Source organism: Actinoplanes oblitus, from assembly GCF_030252345.1.
In the GTDB taxonomy this organism is placed as follows: Bacteria; Actinomycetota; Actinomycetes; order Mycobacteriales; family Micromonosporaceae; genus Actinoplanes; species Actinoplanes oblitus.
The window spans coordinates 1-23,524 of sequence record NZ_CP126980.1; the positions used below are offsets into that span (position 1 = coordinate 1).

General features: G+C 69.6%; 20 protein-coding genes and 2 tRNA genes. 16 read left to right on the forward strand and 6 right to left on the reverse strand.

The genetic code is table 11. The annotated features are described in order from the left end of the window. The 6 genes from dnaA to Actob_RS00030 all read left to right on the forward strand — a co-directional run bounded on the left by dnaA (window position 1) and on the right by Actob_RS00030 (window position 8,597). A complete protein-coding gene (gene dnaA / locus Actob_RS00005; RefSeq protein WP_284917840.1) occupies window positions 1–1,830 on the forward strand; it encodes a chromosomal replication initiator protein DnaA in 1,830 nt (609 codons plus the stop codon). Window positions 1,831–3,645: 1,815 nt separating this feature from the next. Then, window positions 3,646–4,779 (forward strand): DNA polymerase III subunit beta, encoded by a 1,134-nt coding sequence (gene dnaN / locus Actob_RS00010; protein ID WP_284917841.1) that lies wholly within the window; start codon window positions 3,646–3,648, stop codon window positions 4,777–4,779. 39 nt (window positions 4,780–4,818) lie between these two features. Next, on the forward strand, window positions 4,819–5,691 hold the full coding sequence (gnd, locus tag Actob_RS00015; RefSeq protein ID WP_284917842.1) for a phosphogluconate dehydrogenase (NAD(+)-dependent, decarboxylating): 873 nt from the start codon (window positions 4,819–4,821) through the stop codon (window positions 5,689–5,691). A gap of 3 nt (window positions 5,692–5,694) precedes the next feature. Further along, window positions 5,695–6,825, forward strand: coding sequence for a DNA replication/repair protein RecF (recF, locus tag Actob_RS00020; protein ID WP_284917843.1), 1,131 nt, complete (start codon window positions 5,695–5,697; stop codon window positions 6,823–6,825). A 609-nt stretch (window positions 6,826–7,434) separates the two neighbouring features. Further along, entirely contained in the window at window positions 7,435–7,932 is a 498-nt protein-coding gene (locus Actob_RS00025; protein WP_284917844.1) for a DUF721 domain-containing protein, read from the forward strand. A gap of 122 nt (window positions 7,933–8,054) precedes the next feature. After that, window positions 8,055–8,597, forward strand: a complete 543-nt coding sequence (locus tag Actob_RS00030) for a hypothetical protein (protein WP_284917845.1) — start codon at window positions 8,055–8,057, stop codon at window positions 8,595–8,597. Window positions 8,598–8,987: 390 nt separating this feature from the next. On the opposite strand, the gene Actob_RS00035 is transcribed toward Actob_RS00030, so the two are convergent. After that, the gene (locus Actob_RS00035; protein ID WP_284917846.1) at window positions 8,988–9,554 is read right to left on the reverse strand and encodes a hypothetical protein; all 567 of its coding nucleotides are present in this window, start codon (window positions 9,552–9,554) and stop codon (window positions 8,988–8,990) included. Window positions 9,555–10,081: 527 nt separating this feature from the next. Between Actob_RS00035 and gyrB the strand changes: the two genes are divergently transcribed. The 7 genes from gyrB to Actob_RS00070 all read left to right on the forward strand — a co-directional run bounded on the left by gyrB (window position 10,082) and on the right by Actob_RS00070 (window position 16,752). Then, the gene (gene gyrB / locus Actob_RS00040; RefSeq protein WP_284917847.1) at window positions 10,082–12,034 is read left to right on the forward strand and encodes a DNA topoisomerase (ATP-hydrolyzing) subunit B; all 1,953 of its coding nucleotides are present in this window, start codon (window positions 10,082–10,084) and stop codon (window positions 12,032–12,034) included. Between the two features lie 137 nt (window positions 12,035–12,171). Beyond that, window positions 12,172–14,685 carry a DNA gyrase subunit A gene (gene gyrA, locus Actob_RS00045; protein ID WP_284917848.1) on the forward strand — a complete coding sequence of 838 codons (2,514 nt, stop codon included), beginning with the start codon at window positions 12,172–12,174 and terminating at the stop codon, window positions 14,683–14,685. A gap of 3 nt (window positions 14,686–14,688) precedes the next feature. After that, window positions 14,689–15,594 (forward strand): DUF3566 domain-containing protein, encoded by a 906-nt coding sequence (locus Actob_RS00050; RefSeq protein WP_284917849.1) that lies wholly within the window; start codon window positions 14,689–14,691, stop codon window positions 15,592–15,594. A gap of 77 nt (window positions 15,595–15,671) precedes the next feature. Continuing rightward, window positions 15,672–15,745: transfer RNA gene (locus Actob_RS00055), tRNA-Ile, on the forward strand. A 177-nt stretch (window positions 15,746–15,922) separates the two neighbouring features. After that, complete coding sequence (locus Actob_RS00060) at window positions 15,923–16,051, forward strand: DLW-39 family protein (protein ID WP_212847121.1); 129 nt, start codon at window positions 15,923–15,925, stop codon at window positions 16,049–16,051. A gap of 10 nt (window positions 16,052–16,061) precedes the next feature. Next, a tRNA-Ala gene (locus tag Actob_RS00065) sits at window positions 16,062–16,134 on the forward strand. A 204-nt stretch (window positions 16,135–16,338) separates the two neighbouring features. Beyond that, entirely contained in the window at window positions 16,339–16,752 is a 414-nt protein-coding gene (locus Actob_RS00070) for an NUDIX domain-containing protein (RefSeq protein ID WP_284917850.1), read from the forward strand. A gap of 173 nt (window positions 16,753–16,925) precedes the next feature. Here Actob_RS00070 and Actob_RS00075 read toward each other — a convergent pair whose 3' ends face one another. After that, a complete protein-coding gene (locus Actob_RS00075) occupies window positions 16,926–17,375 on the reverse strand; it encodes a hypothetical protein (RefSeq protein WP_284917851.1) in 450 nt (149 codons plus the stop codon). A 283-nt stretch (window positions 17,376–17,658) separates the two neighbouring features. On the opposite strand from Actob_RS00075, the gene Actob_RS00080 reads away from it, so the two are divergent. Next, window positions 17,659–18,210, forward strand: coding sequence for a YbaK/EbsC family protein (locus Actob_RS00080; protein ID WP_284922540.1), 552 nt, complete (start codon window positions 17,659–17,661; stop codon window positions 18,208–18,210). Window positions 18,211–18,251: 41 nt separating this feature from the next. Here the strand turns inward: Actob_RS00080 and Actob_RS00085 are convergent, their stop codons facing one another. The 4 genes from Actob_RS00085 to Actob_RS00100 form a co-directional block, all read right to left on the reverse strand. After that, window positions 18,252–18,893: a DsbA family oxidoreductase gene (locus Actob_RS00085; RefSeq protein WP_284917852.1), complete on the reverse strand. Its 642-nt coding sequence runs from the start codon at window positions 18,891–18,893 to the stop codon at window positions 18,252–18,254. A gap of 37 nt (window positions 18,894–18,930) precedes the next feature. Continuing rightward, the gene (locus Actob_RS00090; RefSeq protein WP_284917853.1) at window positions 18,931–19,359 is read right to left on the reverse strand and encodes a SufE family protein; all 429 of its coding nucleotides are present in this window, start codon (window positions 19,357–19,359) and stop codon (window positions 18,931–18,933) included. Window positions 19,360–19,501: 142 nt separating this feature from the next. Then, window positions 19,502–19,891, reverse strand: coding sequence for a CBS domain-containing protein (locus Actob_RS00095; protein WP_284917854.1), 390 nt, complete (start codon window positions 19,889–19,891; stop codon window positions 19,502–19,504). Window positions 19,892–19,919: 28 nt separating this feature from the next. Continuing rightward, window positions 19,920–21,653 (reverse strand): proline--tRNA ligase, encoded by a 1,734-nt coding sequence (locus Actob_RS00100; protein WP_284917855.1) that lies wholly within the window; start codon window positions 21,651–21,653, stop codon window positions 19,920–19,922. Between the two features lie 135 nt (window positions 21,654–21,788). On the opposite strand from Actob_RS00100, the gene Actob_RS00105 reads away from it, so the two are divergent. Then, window positions 21,789–22,559, forward strand: a complete 771-nt coding sequence (locus Actob_RS00105) for an SGNH/GDSL hydrolase family protein (RefSeq protein ID WP_284917856.1) — start codon at window positions 21,789–21,791, stop codon at window positions 22,557–22,559. Between the two features lie 20 nt (window positions 22,560–22,579). Then, complete coding sequence (locus tag Actob_RS00110; RefSeq protein ID WP_284917857.1) at window positions 22,580–23,479, forward strand: sulfurtransferase; 900 nt, start codon at window positions 22,580–22,582, stop codon at window positions 23,477–23,479. The last annotated feature ends 45 nt before the right edge of the window (window positions 23,480–23,524 follow it).

Here is a 23,524-nt window from a genome sequence, read left to right on the forward strand (position 1 = left end):
GTGGCCGATCAGGTCGACCTGGGCAAGCTGTGGCAGGACACGCTCAGCGAATTGTCCGAGGAGATCGCTTCGCGGCAGCAGCGTGCCTATCTCCGATTCACCCGGTTGCGGGCGATCGTCGAGGACACCGCACTGCTGTCGGTTCCGGACGCGTACACCCGGGACGTGATCGAACTGCGCCTCCGTCAGGTGATCACCGAGGCGCTCACCAAGCGGCTGAACCGGCCGATCCAGGTGGCCGTCACGGTCCGCCCACCGGAGGACGGCACCGGTATACCCGGCACGGTGTACGGCACCCCGGTGGAGCCCGAACCGGCGCCCCGCCCGGAGCCGCAGCCGATGCACTACGCGGATCCGCCGCGGACCCCCGACCCTCGGCCGTACCAGCCCGAGCTGCCGCCGTACCCGCCCGAGACGGCCTACCAGCAGCCTGCTTTCGGGCCGCAGGAGCACGCCCCGGAGCCGTACCCGACCGGATCGGCGCAGCACTCGTCCCCGGCGCCGGCGCCCTACACCCGCAACGACGGGCAGGAGGCGCTGTTCGCCGACCCGATGCCGATGATGCCGCCGCCGGCCGCGCCGCAGGTCAACCGGCCCTCTCCGGCGCCCGCACCGGAGAAGAACGAGGCCGCCCCGCTCCGGATGCCCGTCGACCCGGCACAGCTGCGGGACAACCAGCGCCACCCGGCCGACCGCCGCGACGACCCGATGCCGAACCGGGCCGGTGACAACGGTCCCGGCCGGCCGCCGGTCGACCTGCGCGGTCCCGGCTCGTCGCCACGCCCGGGCGGCAACGACGGGAACCGGCTCAACCCGAAGTACATGTTCGAGACGTTCGTCATCGGCTCGTCCAACCGCTTCGCGCACGCCGCGTCGGTCGCGGTCGCCGAGTCACCGGCGAAGGCGTACAACCCGCTGTTCATCTACGGCAGCTCCGGGCTGGGAAAAACTCACCTGCTGCACGCCATCGGCCACTACGCCACCACCCTCGGTCACGCGCGCTCGGTGCGCTACGTCTCCACCGAGGAGTTCACCAACGACTTCATCAACAGCCTGCGCGACGACAAGACGCAGGCATTCCAGCGCCGCTACCGCGACGTCGACATCCTGCTGATCGACGACATCCAGTTCCTGGAGAACCGGGAGCGGACGCAGGAGGAGTTCTTCCACACGTTCAACACGCTCCACAACGCGAACAAGCAGATCGTCATCAGCTCCGACCGCTCGCCGCGCCAGCTCGCGACGCTGGAGGACCGGATGCGCACCCGCTTCGAGTGGGGCCTGCTCGCCGACATCCAGCCGCCGGATCTGGAGACGCGCATCGCGATCCTGCAGAAGAAGGCCGCCCAGGAGCGCATGTACGCCCCCGACGACGTGCTGGAGTTCATCGCGTCCCGGGTCTCCAACTCGATCCGCGAGTTGGAGGGCGCCCTCATCCGGGTGACCGCGTTCGCCAGCCTGACCCGCTCCCCGGTGCAGCTCTCACTCGCCGAGGAGGTGCTGCGCGACTTCATGCCGGACGGCGCCGGCCCGGAGATCACCGCCGACCAGATCATGGTCTCCACCGCCGACTACTTCGGCGTCTCCCTCGAGGACCTGCGCGGCCACTCCCGCAGCCGGGTCCTGGTCAACGCGCGCCAGGTCGCCATGTACCTCTGCCGCGAACTGACCGACCTCTCGCTGCCCCGCATCGGACAGGCCTTCGGCGGCCGCGACCACACCACCGTCATGCACGCCGACCGCAAGATCCGGCAGCACATGGCCGAGCGCCGCTCCCTCTACAACCAGATCGCCGAACTGACCAACCGGATCAAGCAACAAAACACCTGATTTCGTACGCTCTGGCCCGCCCCCACCCGCACCAGCCCCGTCCCGCCGAGCCACCCCGGCCCAGCGGGCCAGAGACCGCCGTCGGCCGCCGGGCGGAATCCCCACTCGCTGTCGCTCCGGTCCCACCCGCCCGACACTCCGCCCCCGCCGTGCCGCGCCCAGCCGCGATGCCCCGGCCGGCCTCCTTCGGCCTTGAGCGCCGTTCTACCTTCCGGCAGCACCACGCCGCGCCCTAACTTCCGGCGGCGCCCGCCGCCCCGCCTCACCTTCCGGCAGCGCCCACCGCCGAGCCCTATGTGCGCCGGCCGCTTGCCGCAGGGCCGGCCTCCGATCGGTATGGCACGCCGCTGCTCGGCGGTTGTCCACGGGGCTCACCCGGCCGGCGTTCGAGCCTCCGTCCACACCTCCCAAGCACCAGGTCTCAGCGGTCCCACGGCATCGCTTCGCAGACCCGAAAGGTGCTGCCTGCTCGAGTTACCCACAGGCAGGTGACAACGACCTTGAACTGGGAAAACGCGGAATACACAGCAGTTATCCACCGGTTCCACCCGGGTTTTCCACAGATTCATCCCCGGAATTACACCCAACCTGGGGATATCGTCAGATCTCTATGTCAACTTTTGAGGGCGCAAAACCTGAAGTTGTCAACGGCGGAACGGACCCGTTTCGTGCCAACGTTTTCCACACTAATCCACAGGCGTCCACAGGGGTTCTCCCCAGCCGGTGGACAACTCGCTCCCCGTTGACCACAGATGTGGAGAACTCCTGGGGATATCGATGTGGACAAACCCGGGAGGGTGACTCGTTAGTCAACTGCCTGTGGAGCAGTGTGGATTACCTGTTGAAGGTTCTGGGGACAACGAGACGCCGACGTCCCCGTCCTGTCCACAGGTCGGGGGACAAACCCAGTGGATTACCGGTGGATAGCCTGGGGACAACGGTGGATAACTGCCGTGAACTTCTTCGCTGTGGACGCAGACCCGGGTTTATACCCCGGTTACCCACATGTGAATCACCGGTGGATAACCCTCTCACCAGGGCAAACGCGGGTTCTCCACAGAATGCACAGGACCTATGAAGACGACTAGTTATTTCTCTAATAGAACTCAAAAACAATCATCAGCGTTGTGGAAGGTGTGGATGCCCGGCTTCCGGGCTCGCTGAGGTCCGGGACAGAGCAGCACCAGAAGCAGGAGGGCTGACCACCCTGTCGCCTCGAAGCGAGCTCCCCGACGTGACACCGCACCCCGCTGCCGAACCAGGCTGCGGCAGTGGCGCTGGGACTGACGGATCGCCCGTCGCCGACCGACGCGGGCTTGTCGAAGCTGTGTCTACCGACTACGCCTGAATACCGGGAAGCTAGGGTCTCGATCCGTTTCGCGCCTGGAGCCGGATCGCACCGAGACCCGGGCTTGCCTCGTTCCGGCAGTGGGGGTCCCTCTCCGGTGGCGGGATCCGACTCGTTCCGGCGATGCGGTTCGCCTTCGGCCGCCGGGGCCGGTTCGCTTCGATGAGGCGGCTCGCTTGACCGGAGCTGTGCCACCTCGCACGACGAGGGCTCGACGAAAGGCTTGTCGAAACGATGCCGGTTCGCTTCGACGGAGAACGCAGTGGTGCCGGCCGACTCGACCGGCCGGCACCCGTTCGCTTCGGCCCGGGGGTGCCGGTTCGCCTCGACGAGGGGATGCTGGTTCGCTTCGATGGAGCGGACCGGTTCGCTCCGGCGGGGCGGGGGCGGGCACACGTGAACAGCGTCAGCGCCATAGAGTTTCAGTGGGGTCGACACCCCGTAGAGGAAGCATCGCGGAGGACAGCATGAAGTTCCGGGTGGAGCGAGACGCGCTCGCCGACGCCGTGGCCTGGACAGCCAAGAGCCTGCCCAGCCGGCCGTCAGTGCCGGTGCTGGCCGGTGTCCTGCTGCGAGTCACCGACGGCCGCCTGCAGGTCTCCGGCTTCGACTACGAGGTCTCCAGCCAGGTCTCCGTCGAGGTCCAGGCGGACGCGGACGGTGCCGCACTGGTCTCCGGCCGCCTGCTCGCCGAGATCACCAAGGCGCTGCCCGGCAAGCCGGTCGACATCGCCGCGGTCGGTGCGCACCTCGAGCTGGTCTGCGGCAGTGCGCGTTTCACCCTCCCCACGATGCCCGTGGAGGACTATCCGACCCTGCCGGACATGCCATCCAGCGCGGGCACCGTCGACGCCGCTACGTTCGCCTCAGCGGTTTCCCAGGTGGCCATCGCGGCCGGCCGGGACGAGACGCTGCCGATGATGACCGGCGTCCGGCTCGAGCTGAACGGCTCGACCATGGCGATGCTGGCCACCGACCGGTACCGGCTGGCCATGCGCGAGATCGAGTGGACCCCTGACGACCCGGACATCAGCCTCAACGCGCTGGTCCCGGCAAAAACCCTGAACGACACGGCGAAAGCGCTCGGCCCGCTCGGTGGCTCGGTGACGCTCGCCCTGGCGCAGGGCAACGCCGGCGAGGGCATGATCGGTTTCGCCGGCGGCACCCGGCGCACCACCAGCCGCCTGCTCGACGGCGCGAACTACCCGCCGGTCCGCTCGCTCTTCCCGACCTCGCACAACGCCGAGGCCCGGATCGCCGTCTCCGCCCTGGTCGAGGTCGTGCGACGGGTCGCGCTGGTGGCCGAGCGCACCACCCCCGTGCTGCTCAGCTTCAGCGAGGACGGCCTGGTGGTCGAGGCCGGTACCACCGAGGAGGCGCGCGCCAGCGAGGCGATGGAGGCCGAGTTCACCGGCGAGGCGCTGACCATCGGCTTCAACCCGCAGTACCTGATCGACGGCCTGCAGAACCTCGGCGCCCCGACCGCGGTCTTCTCGTTCGTCGACGCGTTCAAGCCCGCTGTGATCTCCCCCGCGGGCGAAAGTGGCGAAATCATCCCGGGATACCGCTATCTGATCATGCCGATCCGGGTAACCCGCTGATACTGAGCGAGGAACATTCGCACTTCTAGGGGGAAGACCATGCAACTCGGCCTGATCGGTCTCGGCCGGATGGGTGGCAACATGCGGGAACGACTCCGTGCCGCCGGGCACGAAGTCGTTGGATTCGACCACAACGCGGACAAGTCCGACGTCGCCAACCTGGCTGAGCTGGTCGAGAAGCTGGCCGCCCCGCGCGTCGTCTGGACCATGGTGCCCGCCGGCAAGATCACCGAGGACACCATCAACGAGCTCGCGGGGCTGCTCTCCGAGGGCGACATCATCATCGACGGTGGAAACTCCAAGTTCACCGACGACGGCCCGCGCGCCGAGCGGCTGAAGCCGAAGGGGATCCACTACCTGGACGTCGGCGTCTCCGGCGGCGTCTGGGGCATCACCAACGGGTACGCGCTGATGGTGGGCGGCGAGGCCGAGATCGTCGAGCACTGCAAGCCGATCTTCGAGGCGCTCAAGCCGGCCGGCGAGTTCGGCTTCGCGCACGCCGGCACGCACGGCGCCGGCCACTACGCCAAGATGATCCACAACGGCATCGAGTACGGCATGATGCAGGCGTACGGCGAGGGCTACGAGATCCTGCTGGCCTCCGAGCTGGTGCACGACGTGCCGGCGGTCATCAAGAGCTGGCGTGAGGGCAGCGTCGTCAAGTCGTGGCTGCTCGACCTGCTCGACCGCGCGCTCGACGAGGACCCCACCCTGGCCAACCTCAAGGGTTACGTCGAGGACACCGGCGAGGGCCGCTGGACCGTCGACGAGGCGGTCCGGCTGGCCGTTCCCGCACACGTCCTGGCCGCCTCGATCTTCACGCGGTTCGAGTCCCGGCAGGACGACTCGCCCGCGATGAAGGCTGTCGCCGCGCTGCGCCAGCAGTTCGGCGGCCACGCCGTCAAGCGCTGATCCATGCACGTACGCCGGGTCGAGCTCGTCGACTTCCGTTCCTACGAGCGGGTGGCCGTCGATCTCGATCCCGGCGTGTCCGTGCTGGTCGGGCAGAACGGCATGGGCAAGACGAACCTCATCGAGGCACTCGGCTACGTGGCCACTCTGGACAGTCACCGAGTGGCCACCGACGCTCCGCTGGTCCGCTTCGGCGCGACCTCGGCGGTGATCCGGTGTGCGATCGTCCACGATGGACGCGAGCTGCTCGTCGAGCTGGAGATCGTGCCGGGCCGGGCGAACCGGGCCCGGCTCAACCGTTCGCCGGTGCGCCGCCCGCGCGAGGTCCTGGGCGCGCTGCGGATGGTGCTGTTCGCCCCGGAGGATCTGGAACTGGTCCGCGGCGACCCGTCCGAGCGCCGTCGTTACCTGGACGACCTGCTGGTCGCCCGGCAGCCGCGGTACGCGGGTGTGCGCGCCGACTACGACCGCGTGGTCAAACAGCGCAACGCCCTGCTGCGGACGGCCTACCTGACCCGCAAGGTGGGCGGAACTCGGGGGCAGGACCTGTCCACGCTGACCGTCTGGGATCACCACCTGGCCCAGTACGGGGCGGAGCTGCTCGCCGGCCGCCTGGAACTTGCCGCGGCCCTCGGCCCGCACCTGACCAAGGCGTACGACGCGGTGGCGGCCGGCAAGTCGGCGGCCTCGATCACCTACGCGTCCCGGCTCGGCGAGGATCTGACCACCGATCGCGCGGCACTGGCCGAGGCGATCGTCGCCAAGCTGCAGGAGCGCCGGGCCGCCGAGGTGGAGCGCGGCACCACGCTGGTCGGCCCGCACCGCGACGACCTGCTCCTGTCGCTCGGCGAACTGCCCGCCAAGGGCTACGCGAGCCACGGTGAGTCCTGGTCGTTCGCCCTGGCGCTGCGCCTGGCCGCGTACGACCTGCTGCGCACCGACGGGATCGAGCCGGTGCTGGTGCTCGACGACGTCTTCGCCGAGCTGGACGCCGGGCGGCGCGATCGGCTGGCCGCGCTGGTGTCCGACGCCGCCCAGCTGCTGGTGACGTGCGCGGTGCCCGAGGACGTGCCGGCCGCGCTGCGGGGCGCGCGCTTCGACGTGACCACCGGGGCGGTGACCCGTGCCTCCTGAGTCGGCGGTGAACAGCCTGTGGACAACGCTGTGGGCGATTTGTGGAGGAAAGTCGGCCTGTGCGGGCAGCGCTCCGCCGCCCGCGGCGGGCGTAGGCTTCGGGCGGCGATCACGCGGTGGTTCAGCGGCTCTCAGCGAGCCGGTGAGCGAAGTGTCGGCGTGCCTGGTGGGTCAGTGCCGGGGTGACCGATTCCGGCCAGGCTGGGAGACGGTCGGCGAGTCGGCGGCCGGTGGCGGGCACCATGGTTGTCCACAGGCGGTGCCACGAGGTGTGTGGCGGGTCGGTGCCGAGAGCGCCGGGACCGCACACGCGGTGAGTCAGCGGGGGGCGTGATGGCGGGCGAGGCGAACGCGGGTGCCGGACCGGAGGCCGCGGGCAGGGCCGCGCCGCGGGCCAGGAAGCCGGGCCCGGAGGCGGCGAACAACCGACCGGTGGCGGCGAACACCGGGCCGGTGGCCGGGAAGCCCGGGCCGGAGGCGGGAAACGCCGCGCCCGTGGCGCGGAACGCAGGGTCGCGGATCGGGCAGCCCGGGCCGGAGGCCGGGACCGCCGGATGGGAAGCGGGAACGGGCCGGCCGGCGGCCGGGACCGCCGCGTCGGAGGCCGGGATGGCCGGGCCGGAGCTGGCCCGGGCGGTGCTCGACGCGGCTCTGGCGCGACGGCGGGAGGCCGCCCGGCAGCCGCGCAGACGCAGCGGTGGGGGCGGCGGGGAACGCCGGTTGCGTGGTTATTCCGGGCCGGGGCCGGACCCGCGGGATCCGCAGCTGTTCGGTGCGGTTCTGCAGCGGTTGATGAAGACCCGGGGCTGGGAGCGGCCGCGTGCCGAGGCCACGGTCTTCGGCTCCTGGGAGAAGGTGGTCGGACCGGACATCGCGGCACACAGCCGGCCGGTGCGGCTGGACGCCGGGGTGCTGACCGTGGAGGCCGAGTCGACGGCCTGGGCCACCCAGCTGCGGATGCTGACCGGCAAGCTGCTCCAGCAGATCGCCGGCGAGGTGGGACACAACGTCGTCACCCGGCTCAACATCCACGGTCCAGCGGCGCCGTCGTGGAGCCGCGGCCCGCGCCGCGTCCAGGGCCGTGGCCCGCGCGACACCTACGGCTGAGCGGTCCGGCGCAGGCCCGACTTGTCGGCATTGCGGTTGGTGTGTTCCCGCGGAAAGACGATTTTTGCAGGAAGTTTTCGCTGGTATGGAACCAGATCGGAATCAGCTGCGTCGTTATGGATATGGGGATTCGACGGCTGCTGGTCCTGCTTCTCCTCGTCCTGGGCGCGGTGCCGGTGGCAGCAAGCCCGGCGTGGGCCTGCTCCTGCAAGGCGCCAGGTGGGCTGGACCGCGCCGACCAGGCCTTCGTCGGCGTGGTGCGTTCGGTGCAGGCGATCGGGCATGGCGAGCGCGTGGAGTTCGCCGTGGAGTCGGTGCTGAAGGGCTCGGTGGGTGCGGTCACGTCGGTGCGCACCATCGAGACCGAGCCGGCGTCCTGCGGGGTCCGCTTCGCCCAGGGCGGCCGCTATCAGGTGTTCGCCGCGGCCGGCCGGACCAGCCTCTGCAGCGGCAACCAGGCGGTCAGCGCCGGGCTGCGCAGCGGCGACAAGCCGGCGTCCCGGACCGGCGACCAGCTGTCGCCCCGCAGCGCGATGCGATGGCCCCTGTTCCTCGCCGCCGGTGCCGGAGTGCTCCTGCTGGTGATCGCCGGCGAGTTCTGGTGGTTGTCCCGCCAGCCGGAGCTGCGCGCGGAACCCCGCCGCCGAGCCGTCGGCCCGGTGTAACGGCCAATTGCCCCGGCCGGTGAGTCAGCTCCCCCATCCTGCATGCCGGCCGAGAGCCGCGGGGCACCCTCCCGCGCCGAGTGTCCGGCGTGACCGTCAAGGCCGGTAGGTGCGGTTCAACCGCGGGGATGGACCCGGCGTGACGGTCGCGGTGCGAGGAATGCGCGGCGTGACGGCGGCGCGCACCGGCGTGACCGTTGAGGAGCGGCGGTGCGGGGACGGGTTTTCGGTGACCAGCCGCGGACCGTGAAGGGTGCGGCGATTGTTTTGGACGCGCCAGCGGCCAGATCGCCGTGCCCGGCCCGCGCGGGAGCGTGCGGTCCGCACCCCAGCGGACGCGCGTAAATGATGATTTTGAAGTTGATCGGCTCAGTTGATCGGCTCGTCGGCTCAGTAGTCGGCGAAGACCGCGAAGCCGCGCTCCGCGCAGCGGCGGTAGAAACCCGCCAGGATCGCCAGCTCGGTGCGGGCGAAGCTCCAGTGCGGCGCGTTGCCCGCCTCGTCGCGCAGGGCGGCCAGGCGATGGTCGAGCCAGCGCAGCTGCTGCTCCGGAAGCCGCCCGCCGGAGATCGCGTTGCGCATCACCGCGGCGACGGTGTCGAAGGTGACCAGGTCACCGAAGTGCTCGTGGCCCTCGACGAAGCGCTCCAGGCCGCCGGCGATCCAGGCGCAGCCGTCCGGGTCGATCACCGGGTCCTCGTCCTCGGCGGCCGCGTCGGTCGCGTAGAGCACGCCTTCCAAACCGAGCAGCAGGTCGACCAGCTCGGTGTAGGCGGTGGCGCGCACCGTGCCGGTCTTGGCGATGTGCAGCGCGAGCGCGCCGGTGGGCGCGGCGATCTCCGGGGCGTCGGCGATCGCGCCGAAGTCGACGAACTCGGCGGGGGCCACCGGGTCGTAGTACTGGCCCGTCCGCGGCCAGTGCACCGCGACGTTGTCCAGGCCCTTGTCGTGCGCCATCGGGCAACCCTTCCTCGACCTGACCAAGCGATCTGTTCGGCCGTGCACGGCCCGCGCGGGCGAGGTTACGACACCGCCGCCCGCCGCTGACAGGCAGTGTGGCAGTGCGGGCGGGCCCGGTCCGGCAGGCGCGCCCGGCCCGCAGCGTTGCCATTGTGCGAACGGGCACTTCCGTGTAGGGGGAGACGTGGGAGGCGGGCTCAATCGCGCTACGGCACTCTCAGGCACCCGGAAGGGGTGCCGGACCCTCGCCAACTCGCTTCGGCGGAGTAGAATCGACGGCGACCGGGAAAACTGTGCTTGACGGTGCCGGGGCAGCTACGCGCAGCCACCTTCGTCACGCTACGCGGTTTTTCCAGCCGATCACGATCCGCGGGCCGTCCGCGGCGACCGGCGTGCACGGTTCCACCGGTGGTCCGCTTCTCCCGCGGTGTCATCTCCGGTGCCTCGTGCGCGCCGATAGCCGCTGGTCGCCCGCCAACCCCGTGCGGGGCCTCTTGGGGCCCGGTGCGAGAAAGCGGCCGAGGGTGGCAGAGAACAATCAGCAGTATGGTGCCGAGTCGATCACCGTGCTCGAAGGCCTTGAGGCGGTTCGCAAGCGTCCCGGTATGTACATCGGTTCCACCGGCGAACGGGGTTTGCACCACCTGATCTGGGAGGTCGTGGACAACGCCGTCGACGAGGCGCTCGCCGGGTACTGCGACACCATCGACGTGGTTCTGCTGGCCGACGGCGGCGTCTCGGTCACCGACAACGGCCGGGGTTTCCCGGTCGACCTGCACCCCAAGCTGAAGAAGCCGGGCGTCGAGGTGGCGCTGACCGTGCTGCACGCGGGTGGCAAGTTCGACAACCAGGCCTACAAGGTCTCCGGCGGTCTGCACGGTGTCGGCGTCTCGGTGGTGAACGCGCTCTCCACCAAGATGGCCGTGGAGATCCACAAGTCCGGCTTCGTCTGGCGGCAGAAGTACACCGCGTCCGTCCCCAGCGAGCTGGTCAAGGGCGAGGCCACCGACCACACCGGCTCGACCGTGCAGTTCTGGCCGGACCCGAACATCTTCGAGACGGTGGAGTTCGACTTCCAGACGATCTACCGCCGGCTCCAGGAGATGGCCTTCCTGAACCGCGCCCTCACCATCAACTTCACCGACGAGCGCACCGAGTACCTCGATGAGAACGGTGAGCCCCGCAAGGTCACCTTCATGTACGCGGGCGGCATCTCAGACTTCGTCAGGCACCTCAACGCCACCAAGAGCGCGATCCACAAGACGGTGATCGAGTTCGGCAGCGAGGACAACGAGGCCGGCATGGGCGTCGAGATCGCCATGCAGTGGAACGAGTCCTACGGCGAGTCGGTCTACACCTTCGCGAACCGGATCAACACCCACGAGGGCGGCACCCACGAGGAGGGCTTCCGCTCCGCGTTGACCACGATCGTCAACAAGTACGGCATCGAGAAGAAGTTCCTCAAGGGCGACCAGAAGCTGTCCGGTGAGGACATTCGGGAGGGTCTCGCCGCGATCATCTCGGTGACCCTGCGCGAGCCGCAGTTCGAGGGCCAGACCAAGACCAAGCTCGGCAACACCGACATGAAGAGCTTCGTGCAGCGGGTCGCCAACGAGCAGCTCGCCGACTGGTTCGACCGCAACCCGGCGGACGCCAAGCTGATCATCACCAAGGCCGACCAGGCGGCCCGCGCCCGGATCGCCGCGCAGCAGGCCCGCAAGCTGGCCCGGCGCAAGTCGCTGCTGGAGTCCGGCTCGATGCCGGGCAAGCTGGCCGACTGCCAGTCCACCGACCCGCGCGAGACCGAGCTGTTCATCGTCGAGGGCGACTCGGCCGGCGGCTCGGCCAAGCAGGGCCGGTCCAGCAAGTACCAGGCCATCCTGCCGATCCGCGGCAAGATCCTGAACGTGGAGAAAGCCCGGATCGACCGGGTGCTGAAGAACAACGAGGTCCAGTCGCTGATCACCGCGATGGGCACCGGCATCCACGACGAGTTCGACATCGGCAAGCTGCGGTACCACAAGATCATCCTGATGGCCGACGCCGACGTCGACGGCCAGCACATCCAGACGCTGCTGCTCACCCTGCTGTTCCGCTTCATGCGGCCGCTGGTCGAGCAGGGTCACGTCTACCTGGCCGCCCCGCCGCTCTACAAGATCAAGTGGAACAAGCGGGGTGACGACGCGCAGTACGCCTACTCCGACCGGGAGCGGGACGGGCTGATCGCGCTGCGTCAGCAGAAGAAGCCGAACGCCAAGCCGGACGACATCCAGCGGTTCAAGGGTCTCGGCGAGATGAACTTTCACGAGCTGTGGGACACCACGATGGACCCCGAGACGCGCACCCTGCGCCAGGTCACCCTGGACGACGCCGCGGTGGCCGACGAGCTGTTCAGCGTGCTGATGGGTGAGGACGTCGAAGCGCGGCGGTCGTTCATCCAGCGCAACGCGAAGGACGTCAGGTTCCTCGACATCTGATGCCTGTGGACACGTGCCCGGGTCACCCGACCTGGTCACGTGTCCACAGCGCGGGGCACCTTTCCACAGTGTTATCCACAGCAATTCGCGGGTCTTTGGCCGAATTTGTCTGGCTTCACCTTGAGTAAGGGTTAACAGTGACTGACATTCCCGAATCCCCCGGCGACGACGCGGCCCAGGAGGAATCCGGCGGCGGTGTGACCCAGCGCGTCGAGCCGGTGGGCCTCGAGGTCGAGATGCAGCGCTCGTACCTCGACTACGCGATGAGCGTGATCGTCGGCCGCGCGCTGCCCGACGTGCGCGACGGCCTGAAGCCGGTGCACCGCAAGATCCTGTACGCGATGTACGACTCCGGCTTCCGGCCCGACCGCGGCTACGTGAAGTGCGCGCGCGTGGTCGGCGACGTGATGGGCAACTACCACCCGCACGGCGACTCGTCGATCTACGACGCCCTGGTCCGGATGGGTCAGCCGTGGTCGCTGCGGTACCCGCTGATCGACGGCAACGGCAACTTCGGCTCGCCGGGCAACGACCCGCCGGCCGCCATGCGCTACACCGAGTCGAAACTGTCCCCGCTGGCGATGGAGATGTTGCGGGACATCGACGAGGACACCGTCGACATGCAGGACAACTACGACGGGCGTACCAAAGAGCCGACGATCCTGCCGGCGCGCTTCCCGAACCTGCTGGTCAACGGCTCCGAGGGCATCGCGGTCGGGATGGCCACCAAGATCCCGCCGCACAACCTGCGGGAGATCGCGGCCGCCGTCCAGTGGTGCCTGGACAACATCGACGCGGACGAGGCCACGACGCTCGACGCGCTCATCGAGATCGTCAAGGGTCCCGACTTCCCGACCTACGGCCTGATCGTCGGGCAGCAGGCCATTCAGGACGCGTACCGGACCGGTCGTGGCTCGATCCGGATGCGCGCGGTGGTCGAGGTGGAGGAGGACCAGCGGGGCCGGCCGTGCCTCGTGGTGACCGAGCTGCCGTACCAGGTGAACCCGGACAACCTGGCCGAGCGGGTCGCCGAGCTAGTCAAGGAGGGCAAGCTCACCGGCATCGCGGACATCCGCGACGAGTCCTCCGGCCGGACCGGCATGCGGCTCATCCTGGTGCTCAAGCGCGACGCGGTTGCCAAGGTGGTGCTGAACAACCTCTACAAGCACACCCAGCTGCAGGAGACCTTCGGCGCCAACATGCTGGCGCTGGTGGACGGCGTGCCGCGCACGCTCAACCTGGCCCAGTTCATCCGCTACTACGTCGAGCACCAGATCGAGGTCATCCGACGGCGGACCGCGTTCCGGCTGCGCAAGGCCGAGGAGCGGGCGCACATCCTGCGCGGTCTGGCCAAGGCGCTGGACATGCTCGACGAGGTCATCGCCCTGATCCGGCGCTCGCCCACGGTGGAGGACTCGCGCCAGGGCCTGATGACGCTGCTCGACGTCGACGAGATCCAGGCCACCGCGATCCTCGACATGCAGCTGCGCCGCCTGGCCGCCCTGGAGCGCCAGCGGATCATCGACGAGCTGGCGAAAATCGAGATCGAGATCGCCGACTTCAAGGACATCCTGGCGAAACCGGAACGGCAGCGGGCGATCATCTCCGACGAGCTCGGGGAGATCGTGCAGAAGTTCGGGGATGACCGGCGTACCCAAATCATCCCGTTCGACGGCGAGGTCTCCATGGAGGATCTCATCGCGCGCGAGGACGTTGTGGTGACCATCACACGTACGGGTTACGCCAAGCGCACCAAGGTCGACATGTATCGATCTCAGAAGCGCGGTGGCAAGGGCGTGAGCGGCGCGACCCTGCGTCAGGACGACATCGTCTCGCACTTCTACGTGATCTCCACGCACGACTGGATGCTGTTCTTCACGAACAAGGGCCGGGTGTACCGGGCGAAGGCGTACGAGCTCCCCGAGGCGAACCGGACGGCCAAGGGCCAGCACGTCGCCAACCTGCTGGCCTTCCAGCCGGACGAGCACATCGCCCAGGTCATCCAGATCCCGAATTACCAGGTGGCGCCCTACCTTGTGCTCGCCACTAAGAATGGTCTCGTGAAGAAGACCCGCCTCGACGAATTTGACTCCAACCGCAGCGGTGGCATCATCGCCATCAACCTGCGGGAGGATGACGAATTGGTGGGCGCGGCGCTGGTGGCACCCGAGGAGGACCTCCTTCTCGTGTCCAAGCACGCCCAGGCGATCCGCTTCAACGCGACCGACGAGGCGCTGCGGCCGATGGGCCGGGCCACGTCCGGTGTGATCGGCATGCGCTTCGGCGACAACGACGAGCTCCTCGCCATGGAGGTCGTGCGTGAGGGCCTCGATGTGTTGGTTGCCACCAACGGTGGGTATGCCAAACGCACGCCGATCGAGGAGTATCCGGTACAGGGGCGCGGCGGCAAGGGGGTGCTCACCGCGAAGATCACCGAACGTCGTGGTGGACTTGTCGGCGCTCTGGTGATCAGCCCGGAGGATGAACTGTTTGCCATCACCAGCAATGGTGGTGTCATCCGGACTCCCGTGAAGCCTGTACGGCGCACACGGGATCGGAACACAATGGGGGTCAAGCTGATGGACCTCCCTGAAGGTGTAACCATCGTGGCGCTTGCTCGCAATGCCGACGAGCCTGACGAACAGGACTAGTTGATGCCGGAGACACAGGCGAAGTCGGGGGGCCAGGGAACCTCAGCGACTCCGGACGATGCGGCGAAGAAGGACGGTGCCGCATCGAACGGACGCGAGACCGCTGGGCGCGCCGCTGTCCCCGCCGATGCCCCGTCCCCGCCGAAATTCACCAGGGCGCCGGGCATGGCCCCGCCGCCCGGTGAGCCATCCGCTGCCGGATCGGACGCCGAGGCCAAGCGGCCCGGCGGTCCCGCCGTGGCCAAGGCCTCGGCGGCGGTGCCGATCGTGACGAAAGGCAAGGGCGCCGCGCCCGGGTCCGCCTCGGCGCGACCCGCGGCGACCCCGGGGAGCACCACCGGCGGCGTCACGCGGCCGGCGGGCAGCGCCCCGACGGTGACCCCGCCCGGCGCTGCGAAACAGCGCACCGCGCCGGCCAGCGGGTCGGCCGCGGCCCCGTCCGGCTCGGGTGGATCGTCGGCGGTGGGGGCCGCCCGGGTCTCCGAAGCGGTCCGCTCGGCCCGCTCCACGGTCTCCTCGGCCGCGGCGCGTGGCCCGCGCCGGGCCCGGCTGAACCTCAAGCGGATCGACCCGTGGTCCGTGATGAAGTTCTCGTTCGCGGTCTCGATCGTGCTCTTCATCGTGGTGGTCGTCGCGACCTCGGTGCTCTACCTGGCACTGGACACGATGGGCGTGTGGACCTCGATCAACACCAGCCTCCAGGACCTGGTGAACGCGAGTGGTGGCTCCGAGGCCGCCACCGCGAACACCTTCCACATCACCGCCTGGGGCGTGATCGGCACCTCGATGCTGATCGGCGCGGTCAACGTGGTGCTGTTCACCGCGCTCGCGACGCTCGGGGCGTTCATCTACAACGTGTGCGCCGACCTCGTCGGTGGCATCGAGCTGACGCTGGCGGAGCGGGACTGACGATGTGATCGGGTTGCGGGCCACCCCCCGCTTTGGTGGCTCGCAACCCGGTGCGGTAATGTTCTGTCCGCAGGTGAGGGGCTATAGCTCAGTCGGTTAGAGCGCAGAGCTGATAACTCTGAGGTCGATGGTTCGATTCCATCTAGCCCCACAGACGACAGGGCGGCTCCTGTCCGCAGAAAGCGCGGACCTGGGTCGCCCGTCTTGTCTGCTCCGGGGCCGGCCCCCGGAACCCCGCGTTACGGTGGTTGCGGTGACCGGGTCTCTCGCTACTACCGCTCTGACGGTACGGTGGGTGCGTCTGCGGTCCCGGACTTGGGGGTAGTCGATGCTGAAGAAGCTGTTGATTGTTGCGGCAGTCGTTGGTGCCGCCGCGCTGGTGGTCAAGAAGGTCAAGGCCTCCAGTGACGAGCGAGCGCTGTGGCACGAGGCGACCACCGCTCCTGATCTGCGCTGAGGCGCGAACCGGGGCCCTAGCTCAACTGGCAGAGCACCGCCTTTGCAAGGCGGGGGTTAGGGGTTCAAGTCCCCTGGGCTCCACGGAGGAGAAGCTCTCACCCCTCGGGTGAGGGCTTCTTTGCGTCTCCGGTGGGTTTTCCGGCGACGCGGTGGTTCACCGATCTAGTGACGTGCCGCACCATCGCCGCCATACCTGTGCATTTGCCCGGTCTGTGCGCTGTCGGATATCCACAGAGGAGGGAACCGGCCCTGCGCGGCTGGTTCCCGGCGGTTAGCCTGCGACTCGTGAGCGAACGAAGACGGGCAGCCGCCGTGATCGTGCGGGACGGCCGCGTGCTGATGGTGCACGAGCGCAGCCGGCGATCGGGTGGCGGCGAGTGGTGGACCCTGCCCGGTGGTGGCCTGCAGCCCGGCGAGACGGCCGAGGACGCGGTGCGGCGCGAGGTCTTCGAGGAGACCGGCCTGGTGGTCAGCGACCTGCGATATGTGTTGGAGATGCCCTATCCGTCCGGCATGACGTCGGTCTTCGCGGTCACGGTGGCCGACGGCGAGCCGCGGGTGGGGCAGGACGACGGCAGCGGACCCGAGCCGCTCGGGCTGGATTGGCTGCCGGTGCCGGAGCTGCCGATCGAGACCAGCGGGGTGCCGGTGCCGCCGCTGATGGTGGTGCTGCCGACGATGGCGTCGGCCTCGGATTAGGGCCCGGCGTCAGTCCGGCTCCGCTGAGGGTCCGGTGCCAGGCGGGCAAGAACTTGGCTCCGGGTCCGGCTTCGGGCGGGGAAGAACTCGGCTTGAAGTCCAGTGCCAGGCGGGGAAGAACTTGGCTCAGGGTCCGGTGCCAGACGGGCAAGGACTCCGGGCAGGGTCCGGGGTCAGACTGGGGACGACTCCGATACCGGCGCCTCGACGGGCGTGGCCGGCTCGGCGACAGCGCGGCGGCGCTCCGCGACGAAATAGGCGCAGGCGGCGGCGTAACTGAAGGTCAGCAGCAGCCCCAGGACCCGCATCGGCGCGGGCGGGTAGGGCAGCATCGCGACCGCCAGGGCGCCGAGTGCCCAGCCGGCCAGCAGCACGGTGTTTACCACGTCGTGCCGGCCCCAGCGGCCGGTGCGACGGTGGGCCTGCCGCTGGATCTCCACGGTGAAGGCGTGCGCCATGCCGAGAGCCAGCAGAGCGAGCAGGATGGTGGCGAAGACCGAGTGATGGCCGCCGCCCACCGCCGCCATCGCGGTGGCCCCGGTCATCAGCGCGAGCCCGCTGACCGTCCCCACGCGGGGCTCGCGGCGCTCCTGAACGAACCCGTCCTCCACATCCTCAAACACTCGGCATGATCCGGCAGAATCTGAGCGCCGCGACCCGTATGAGGATCACATTCAAGAGATTGGCGTACGCGCGGGACCGGGCTGAAGTGACGGACGAGGCGTATCCGGGCGGACTGATTGCCGGGGGTGCCGGACAACAGGTGCCAAGAGCCGGGTGCCGCGGTGGAGGGGTATGTCCGGTGATGGGCATCCGCGCGACCGGGCCGCTGGCTGATGGTTGCCGGGGTGGAGGGACATGTCCGGTGGCTGCGCGGGCTGGTTTGGGGCCATGATGGCGGGCGTGATGGGAAGCCTGCAGACCGAACCCGCCCAGTCCCGCCCCGACCTGCTCGCCCCGCCGGTGGCCAAGGCCCTCGCGGTCTGGCCGGAGGAGGCGCCGGTCGACGTCGATCAGGTGCTGGTGGCGCCGATCGACGCGAGCCTGGCGGACACGGCGGCCTTCTGCGCCGCCTACGGCGTGACGCCGGCCGAGTCGGCGAACTGCGTGATCGTGGCCGGCCGTCGTGGCGAGGTGACGAGGTATGCGGCATGCATCGTCCTGGCCACCACCCGCGCCGATGTGAACGGCGTGGTCCGGCGGCATCTCGACGTTCGCAAGTGCAGCTTCGCGCCGATGGACGAGGCGGTCTCGCTGACCGGGATGGAGTACGGCGGGATCACCCCGATCGGCCTGCCCGCCGACTGGCCGATCCTGGTCGATTCCCGGGTGGTCGCCGCCCCGCACGTGATCGTGGGTTCCGGCGTCCGGCACAGCAAGATCGCGGTAGCCGGTCCGGCCCTGGGCGCCCTGCCGGGCGCCCAGGTCATCGAGGGGCTGGCCAGGGAGATCGGCTGACGTCGACGTGGACCGGCGTCAATCCCGTTCCACGTGAAACGTCATAGACCGGCGTCGACGGCTTCCCGGCGGGCGATCTCCTCGAAGGCGGCGAGCAGCGCGGACGGCTCCTGGGCACCCTGGATGGCGTACTTGCCGTCGATGACGAAGGTGGGGACGCTGGTGATGTCCAGCTCCCGCGCCTCGGTCAGGTCGACCTGGACGGCACTGGTCCCGGCGTCCGACTCCAGGTAGGCGAGCGCGGCCGCGGCGTCCAGGCCGATCGAACCGGCCACCTGGGCGAGCGCCGGCAGGGAGCCGATGTCCACGCCGTCGGTGAAGTGGGCCCGCTGCAACGCGTCGAGCATGTCGGCCTGCCGGTCCTGCCCGGCCGCCCAGGCGATGAGCCGGTGCGCCGCGAGCGTGTTGGCCGCGATCGCCCGGTCGAAGTCGAGCGCCAGCCCCTCGCTCGCGCCGATCCCGGCGACGTGCGCGAACATCTGCTCGGCTCGCTCCGCGCCGCCGAACTTGTCCGCCATCACCTGCTTGATCGGCAGTGGCTGGGGCACCGGCGAGGCGTCCAGCTGGTACGCCCGGTAGGTGACGGTGACATCCCCGCCGAACTCGGCCAGCGCGTTCTCGAGGCGACGCTTGCCGATGTAGCACCACGGGCAGATGACATCGGACCAGACTTGGATATCCACACTTCTCCGTTCTGGGGGCGGTTCGACCGACGGGGCCTCAGTTCAGCTGGTCGGCGATCTGGCGTTTGAGACGGGCCAGGATCGCCGTGCCGCCGCGGACACGCAGCGGACTGATCGCCTGGGCCAGCCCCATCCGCGCGTAGAGGTCATCCGGCACGGCGAGGATCTCGGTCGTGGACGCCCCGGCCAGCCCCTCGGCGAGGATGCCCGCGAACGCCCGGGTGGTGGGCGCCTCCGGCGGGCAGTCGAACCACGTGGTCACCGTGGCGTCCGGCCGCACCTCGGCCTTGAGGAAGAACGCTGTCTGGCACTCCGGCACCTGCTCCATGCCGTCGTGCCCGGCCAAGTCGGCGGGCAGCGACGGCACCGCGTCGGAGAACTCCAGCAACATCTCCAGCACCACCTCGCGGGGCGCTGAGGCGAACTCCTCGACGATCTCGGCCAGCTTCGGCGGCATGTCGGTCACGAAGACCAACTTAGCCCGGTCGCGCAGCCGGCGACGCGCTGCCCGATCGCGTCAGGCGGCGGCCGAGGTGGTGACGAGAGCGACGTCACTGGGACTGATCAAGCCGACCACCTCGCGGTCGGCGACGCGCTGCCCGATCGCGTCAGGCGGCGGCCGAGGTGGTGACGAGAGCGACGTCACTCAGACTGATCAAGCCGACCACCTTGCGGTCGGCGTCGCAGACCAGCAGCCGGCGGACCGAGCGGGACCGCATGGCCTGCACCGCCTCGTCCACCGTGGCGCTCTGCTCGATCATGATCAGCTCGCGGGTGGCGATCGCACCCAGCGTGGTGCCGGCCGGCGGAAGGCCCTCGGCGATCGCCCGCACCACGATGTCCCGGTCGGTGACGATGCCGGCCATGGTCGGGCCGTGTGTCACCACCACGTCGCCGATGCCCTGGTCCCGCATCGCCTGCGCGGCCTCGTCGAGGGGCGTGTCCTCGGGCAGGTAGACCACCCGCCGAGTCATCGCATCCGCCACCAGTCTGGCCATGCCGTCCCCTCCCGCCGTCGATCGGTCGCTATCCCAGTGTTCCCGCGATTACCCGGGCGACGTCCACAAGGGCCACGTCATTTCGCTCACCGGTGCCGCGGTCGCGCAATTCCGCGTAACCCTCGGCGAGGCGGCGGCCGACCACCACCGACCGCGGGATCCCGATCAGCTCGGCGTCGGTGAACTTCACCCCGGCCGACACGTTCGGCCGGTCGTCGACCAGCACCCGGATCCCGGCCCGGGACAGCTCGTCGCCCAGCGCGAGGGCGGCCTCCACCTGGCCGTCCCGGCCGGCCGCGACGATGTGCACGTCGGCCGGCGCGACAGCGGCCGGCCAGCACAGCCCCTGCTCGTCGTGGTGCTGCTCGGCGATCGCGGCGACCGCCCGGGACACGCCGATGCCGTAACACCCCATCGTCGGCCGGACCGGCTTGCCGTCGGCGCCCAGCACGTCCAGCCCGAACGCGTCGGTGTAGCGCCGGCCGAGCTGGAAGATGTGCCCGATCTCGATGCCCCGCCGCATGGTGAGCGTGCCGCCGGCGCAGGCCGGGCAGGGATCACCGGCCCGGACCTCGGCCGCCTCGATGGTGCCGTCCGGAGTGAAGTCGCGGCCGGCCACCACGTCGGTGGCGTGCTTGCCGGCCTGGTTGGCGCCGGTCAGCCAGGCGGTGCCGGGTGCGACGCGCGGGTCGGCCAGGTAACGCACCTTGCTGCCCTGCGGGCCGAGATAGCCCCTGACCAGGTCGGGGCGGGAGGCGAAGTCGTCGAAGAGGGTGGCGGTGGCCGGGGCGAGCACGGCGTTCAGCCGTTTCAGGTCGACCCCGCGGTCGCCGGGCACACCGATCGCCACGACCTCGTCCTCGCGGCCCGGATGGTGCACGGTGACCACCACGTTCTTCAGGGTGTCGGCGGCGGTCCAGTCGGTCCGGCCGCCCAGCCGGCGCTCGTTGGCCAGCTCGACCAGCGCGGCGATGGTCGGGGTGTCCGGGGTGTCGTGCACGGCGAGCGGGGGCGCGGTGACCTCCCGGGCGGGCGGCACCGGGGTCACCACCGCCTCGGTGTTGGCGGCGTAGTCGCAGGCGGTGCAGCCGACGAAGGTGTCCTCGCCGACCTCGGCCGAGGCCAGGAACTCCTCGGACGCGGAGCCGCCCATCGCGCCGGCGACCGCCGAGACGATGGTGTGCCGCAGGCCGAGGCGCTCGAAGACGCGTTGGTAGGTGGCGCGCATCACCGCGTACGAAAGACGCAGTCCCTCGTCGTCCAGATCGAAGGAGTAAGCGTCCTTCATCAGGAACTCGCGGCCGCGGAGCAGGCCGCCGCGCGGGCGGGCCTCGTCGCGGAACTTGGTCTGGATCTGGAAGAGCAGCAGCGGGAAGTCCCGATAGGAGCTGGTCAGGTCCTGCACGAGCAGGGTGAACATCTCCTCGTGGGTGGGCCCCAGCAGGTGCTCCGCGTCGCGGCGATCGCGCAGTTTGAAGATGTCGTCGCCGTAGTCCGTCCAGCGGCCGGTGACCTCGTAGGGCTCGCGCGGGAGCAGCGCCGGGAAGGCGACCTCCTGCCCGCCGGCGGCGGTCATCTCCGCCCGGACGATCGCGGTGACCCGATCCAGCACCAGCTTGCCGAGCGGCAGCCAGGTGTAGCCGCCCGGGGCGGCGCGGCGGATGAATCCGGCGCGCACCAGGAGCCGATGGCTCGGCACCTCCGCGTCCGCCGGCTCCTCACGCAGGGTCTTGAGCAGCAGGGTGGACATCCGAAGCAGCATGGTGACCGAGCCTAGAGACCGGGTGTGACTAAATCACCCGCTTATCTAGGTGTCGTCAGCGTCACGTTCCGTTCGCTCGCTGTCCGGTGGAAAACTGGTCCGGCACCAAAGCTGAACAGACGTTTGGGGGGCGGAATGGCCTGGCGCAGCTTCGTGGCGATGGGTGACAGCTTCACCGAGGGCATGTGTGACGAGTATCCGGACGGGACCTACCGGGGGTGGGCCGACCTGGTCGCCACCCGCCTCGCTGTCGACTCCGGACCCGACTTCGGATATGCCAATCTGGCGATCCGCGGCCGGCTCCTGGACCAGGTGATCGCCGAGCAGCTCGAACCGACCCTGGAGATGCGGCCCGACCTGGTGAGCTTCGCGGCCGGGGGCAACGACATCCTGCGGCCCCGGGTCGACCCACGCGCGCTGGTCGAGCGGATCGACCCGGTGATCGCCCGGATCCGGGCCACCGGCGCTGACGTGATCATGTTCCGGTTCGCCGACGTCGCCGTGCACATTCCCGGCGGGCAGCGGATGATCGGCACCCGCGCCGCGGTTCTCAACGACGGGTTCCAGGAGATCGCCGAGCGGCACGGGGCACACCTGATCGACCTCTTCGCCGACGACGCCTTCCTGCATCGCGAGATGTGGAGCGACGACCGGCTGCACCTGTCCGCGGCCGGGCACCGGCGGGTCGCCGGGCACGTGCTGACCGCGCTCGGCGTCGGGGTCGAGGAGGACTGGATGCTGGTGCCGCCGGCGCCGCAGCCCACGCCGTGGCGGCTGGCGGTGAGCGCCGATCTGCGCTGGGCCCGTGAGCACCTGGCGCCCTGGGTGGGACGGCACCTGCGGGGCCGTTCGTCGGGGGACCTGATCACGGCGAAGCGCCCGATCCTGGCCCCGGTCAACGACTGAGGAGGGCTAGCGTGACAGCTATGTCCGTACCGAACGATCCGGCGCAGGCGCTGCAGGCCTATGCGCATCCCGACAAACTGGTCACCACCGAGTGGCTCGCCGCGAACCTGGACACTCCCGGCCTGGTGGTCGTCGAGTCGGACGAGGACGTGCTGCTCTACGACACCGGGCACATCCCGGGCGCCGTCAAGGTGGACTGGCACCTGGAGCTGAACGACCAGGTCAGCCGGGACTACCTGGACCCCGCCGCGTTCGCCGCGATGTGTGCGGCCAAGGGCATCGGCCGCGACGACACGATCGTGTTCTACGGCGACAATTTCAACTGGTGGGCGGCGTACGCCCTGTGGGTCTTCAGTCTTTTCGGACATCGTGACGTGCGGCTGCTCGACGGCGGCCGGCAGAAGTGGGTGGCCGAGGGGCGCCCGGTGACCCGGGAGAAGACCACCCGCGCCCCGGCGGAGTACCCGGTGCCGGTGCGCAACGACGCGGAGATCCGGGCGTTCCGTGACCAGGTGATGGGGCACATCGCCAGCGGGCGGCCGCTGGTCGACGTGCGCTCGCCGCAGGAGTACACCGGCGAGCTGACGCACATGGCGGCGTACCCGCAGGAGGGCGCGCTGCGGGGCGGGCACATCCCGGGCGCGGTGAGCAAGCCGTGGAAGTCCGCGGCCAACGACGACGGCACGTTCAAGGCGCACGACGAGCTGATCAAGATCTACCGGGACGAGCTGGGCCTGGAGACGGCGGACGACATCATCGCGTACTGCCGGATCGGCGAGCGGTCCAGCCACACCTGGTTCGTCCTGCACCACCTGCTGGGCTACCCGCAGGTGCGCAACTACGACGGTTCCTGGACGGAGTGGGGCAACCTGGTCCGTGCTCCGATCGCGAAGGGCGCGGAGCCCGGCGGGCTGAGCTGATCTTTCGGGGCGGCCCGCGAGGCCGCCCCGAAAAGGTCCAGTTTT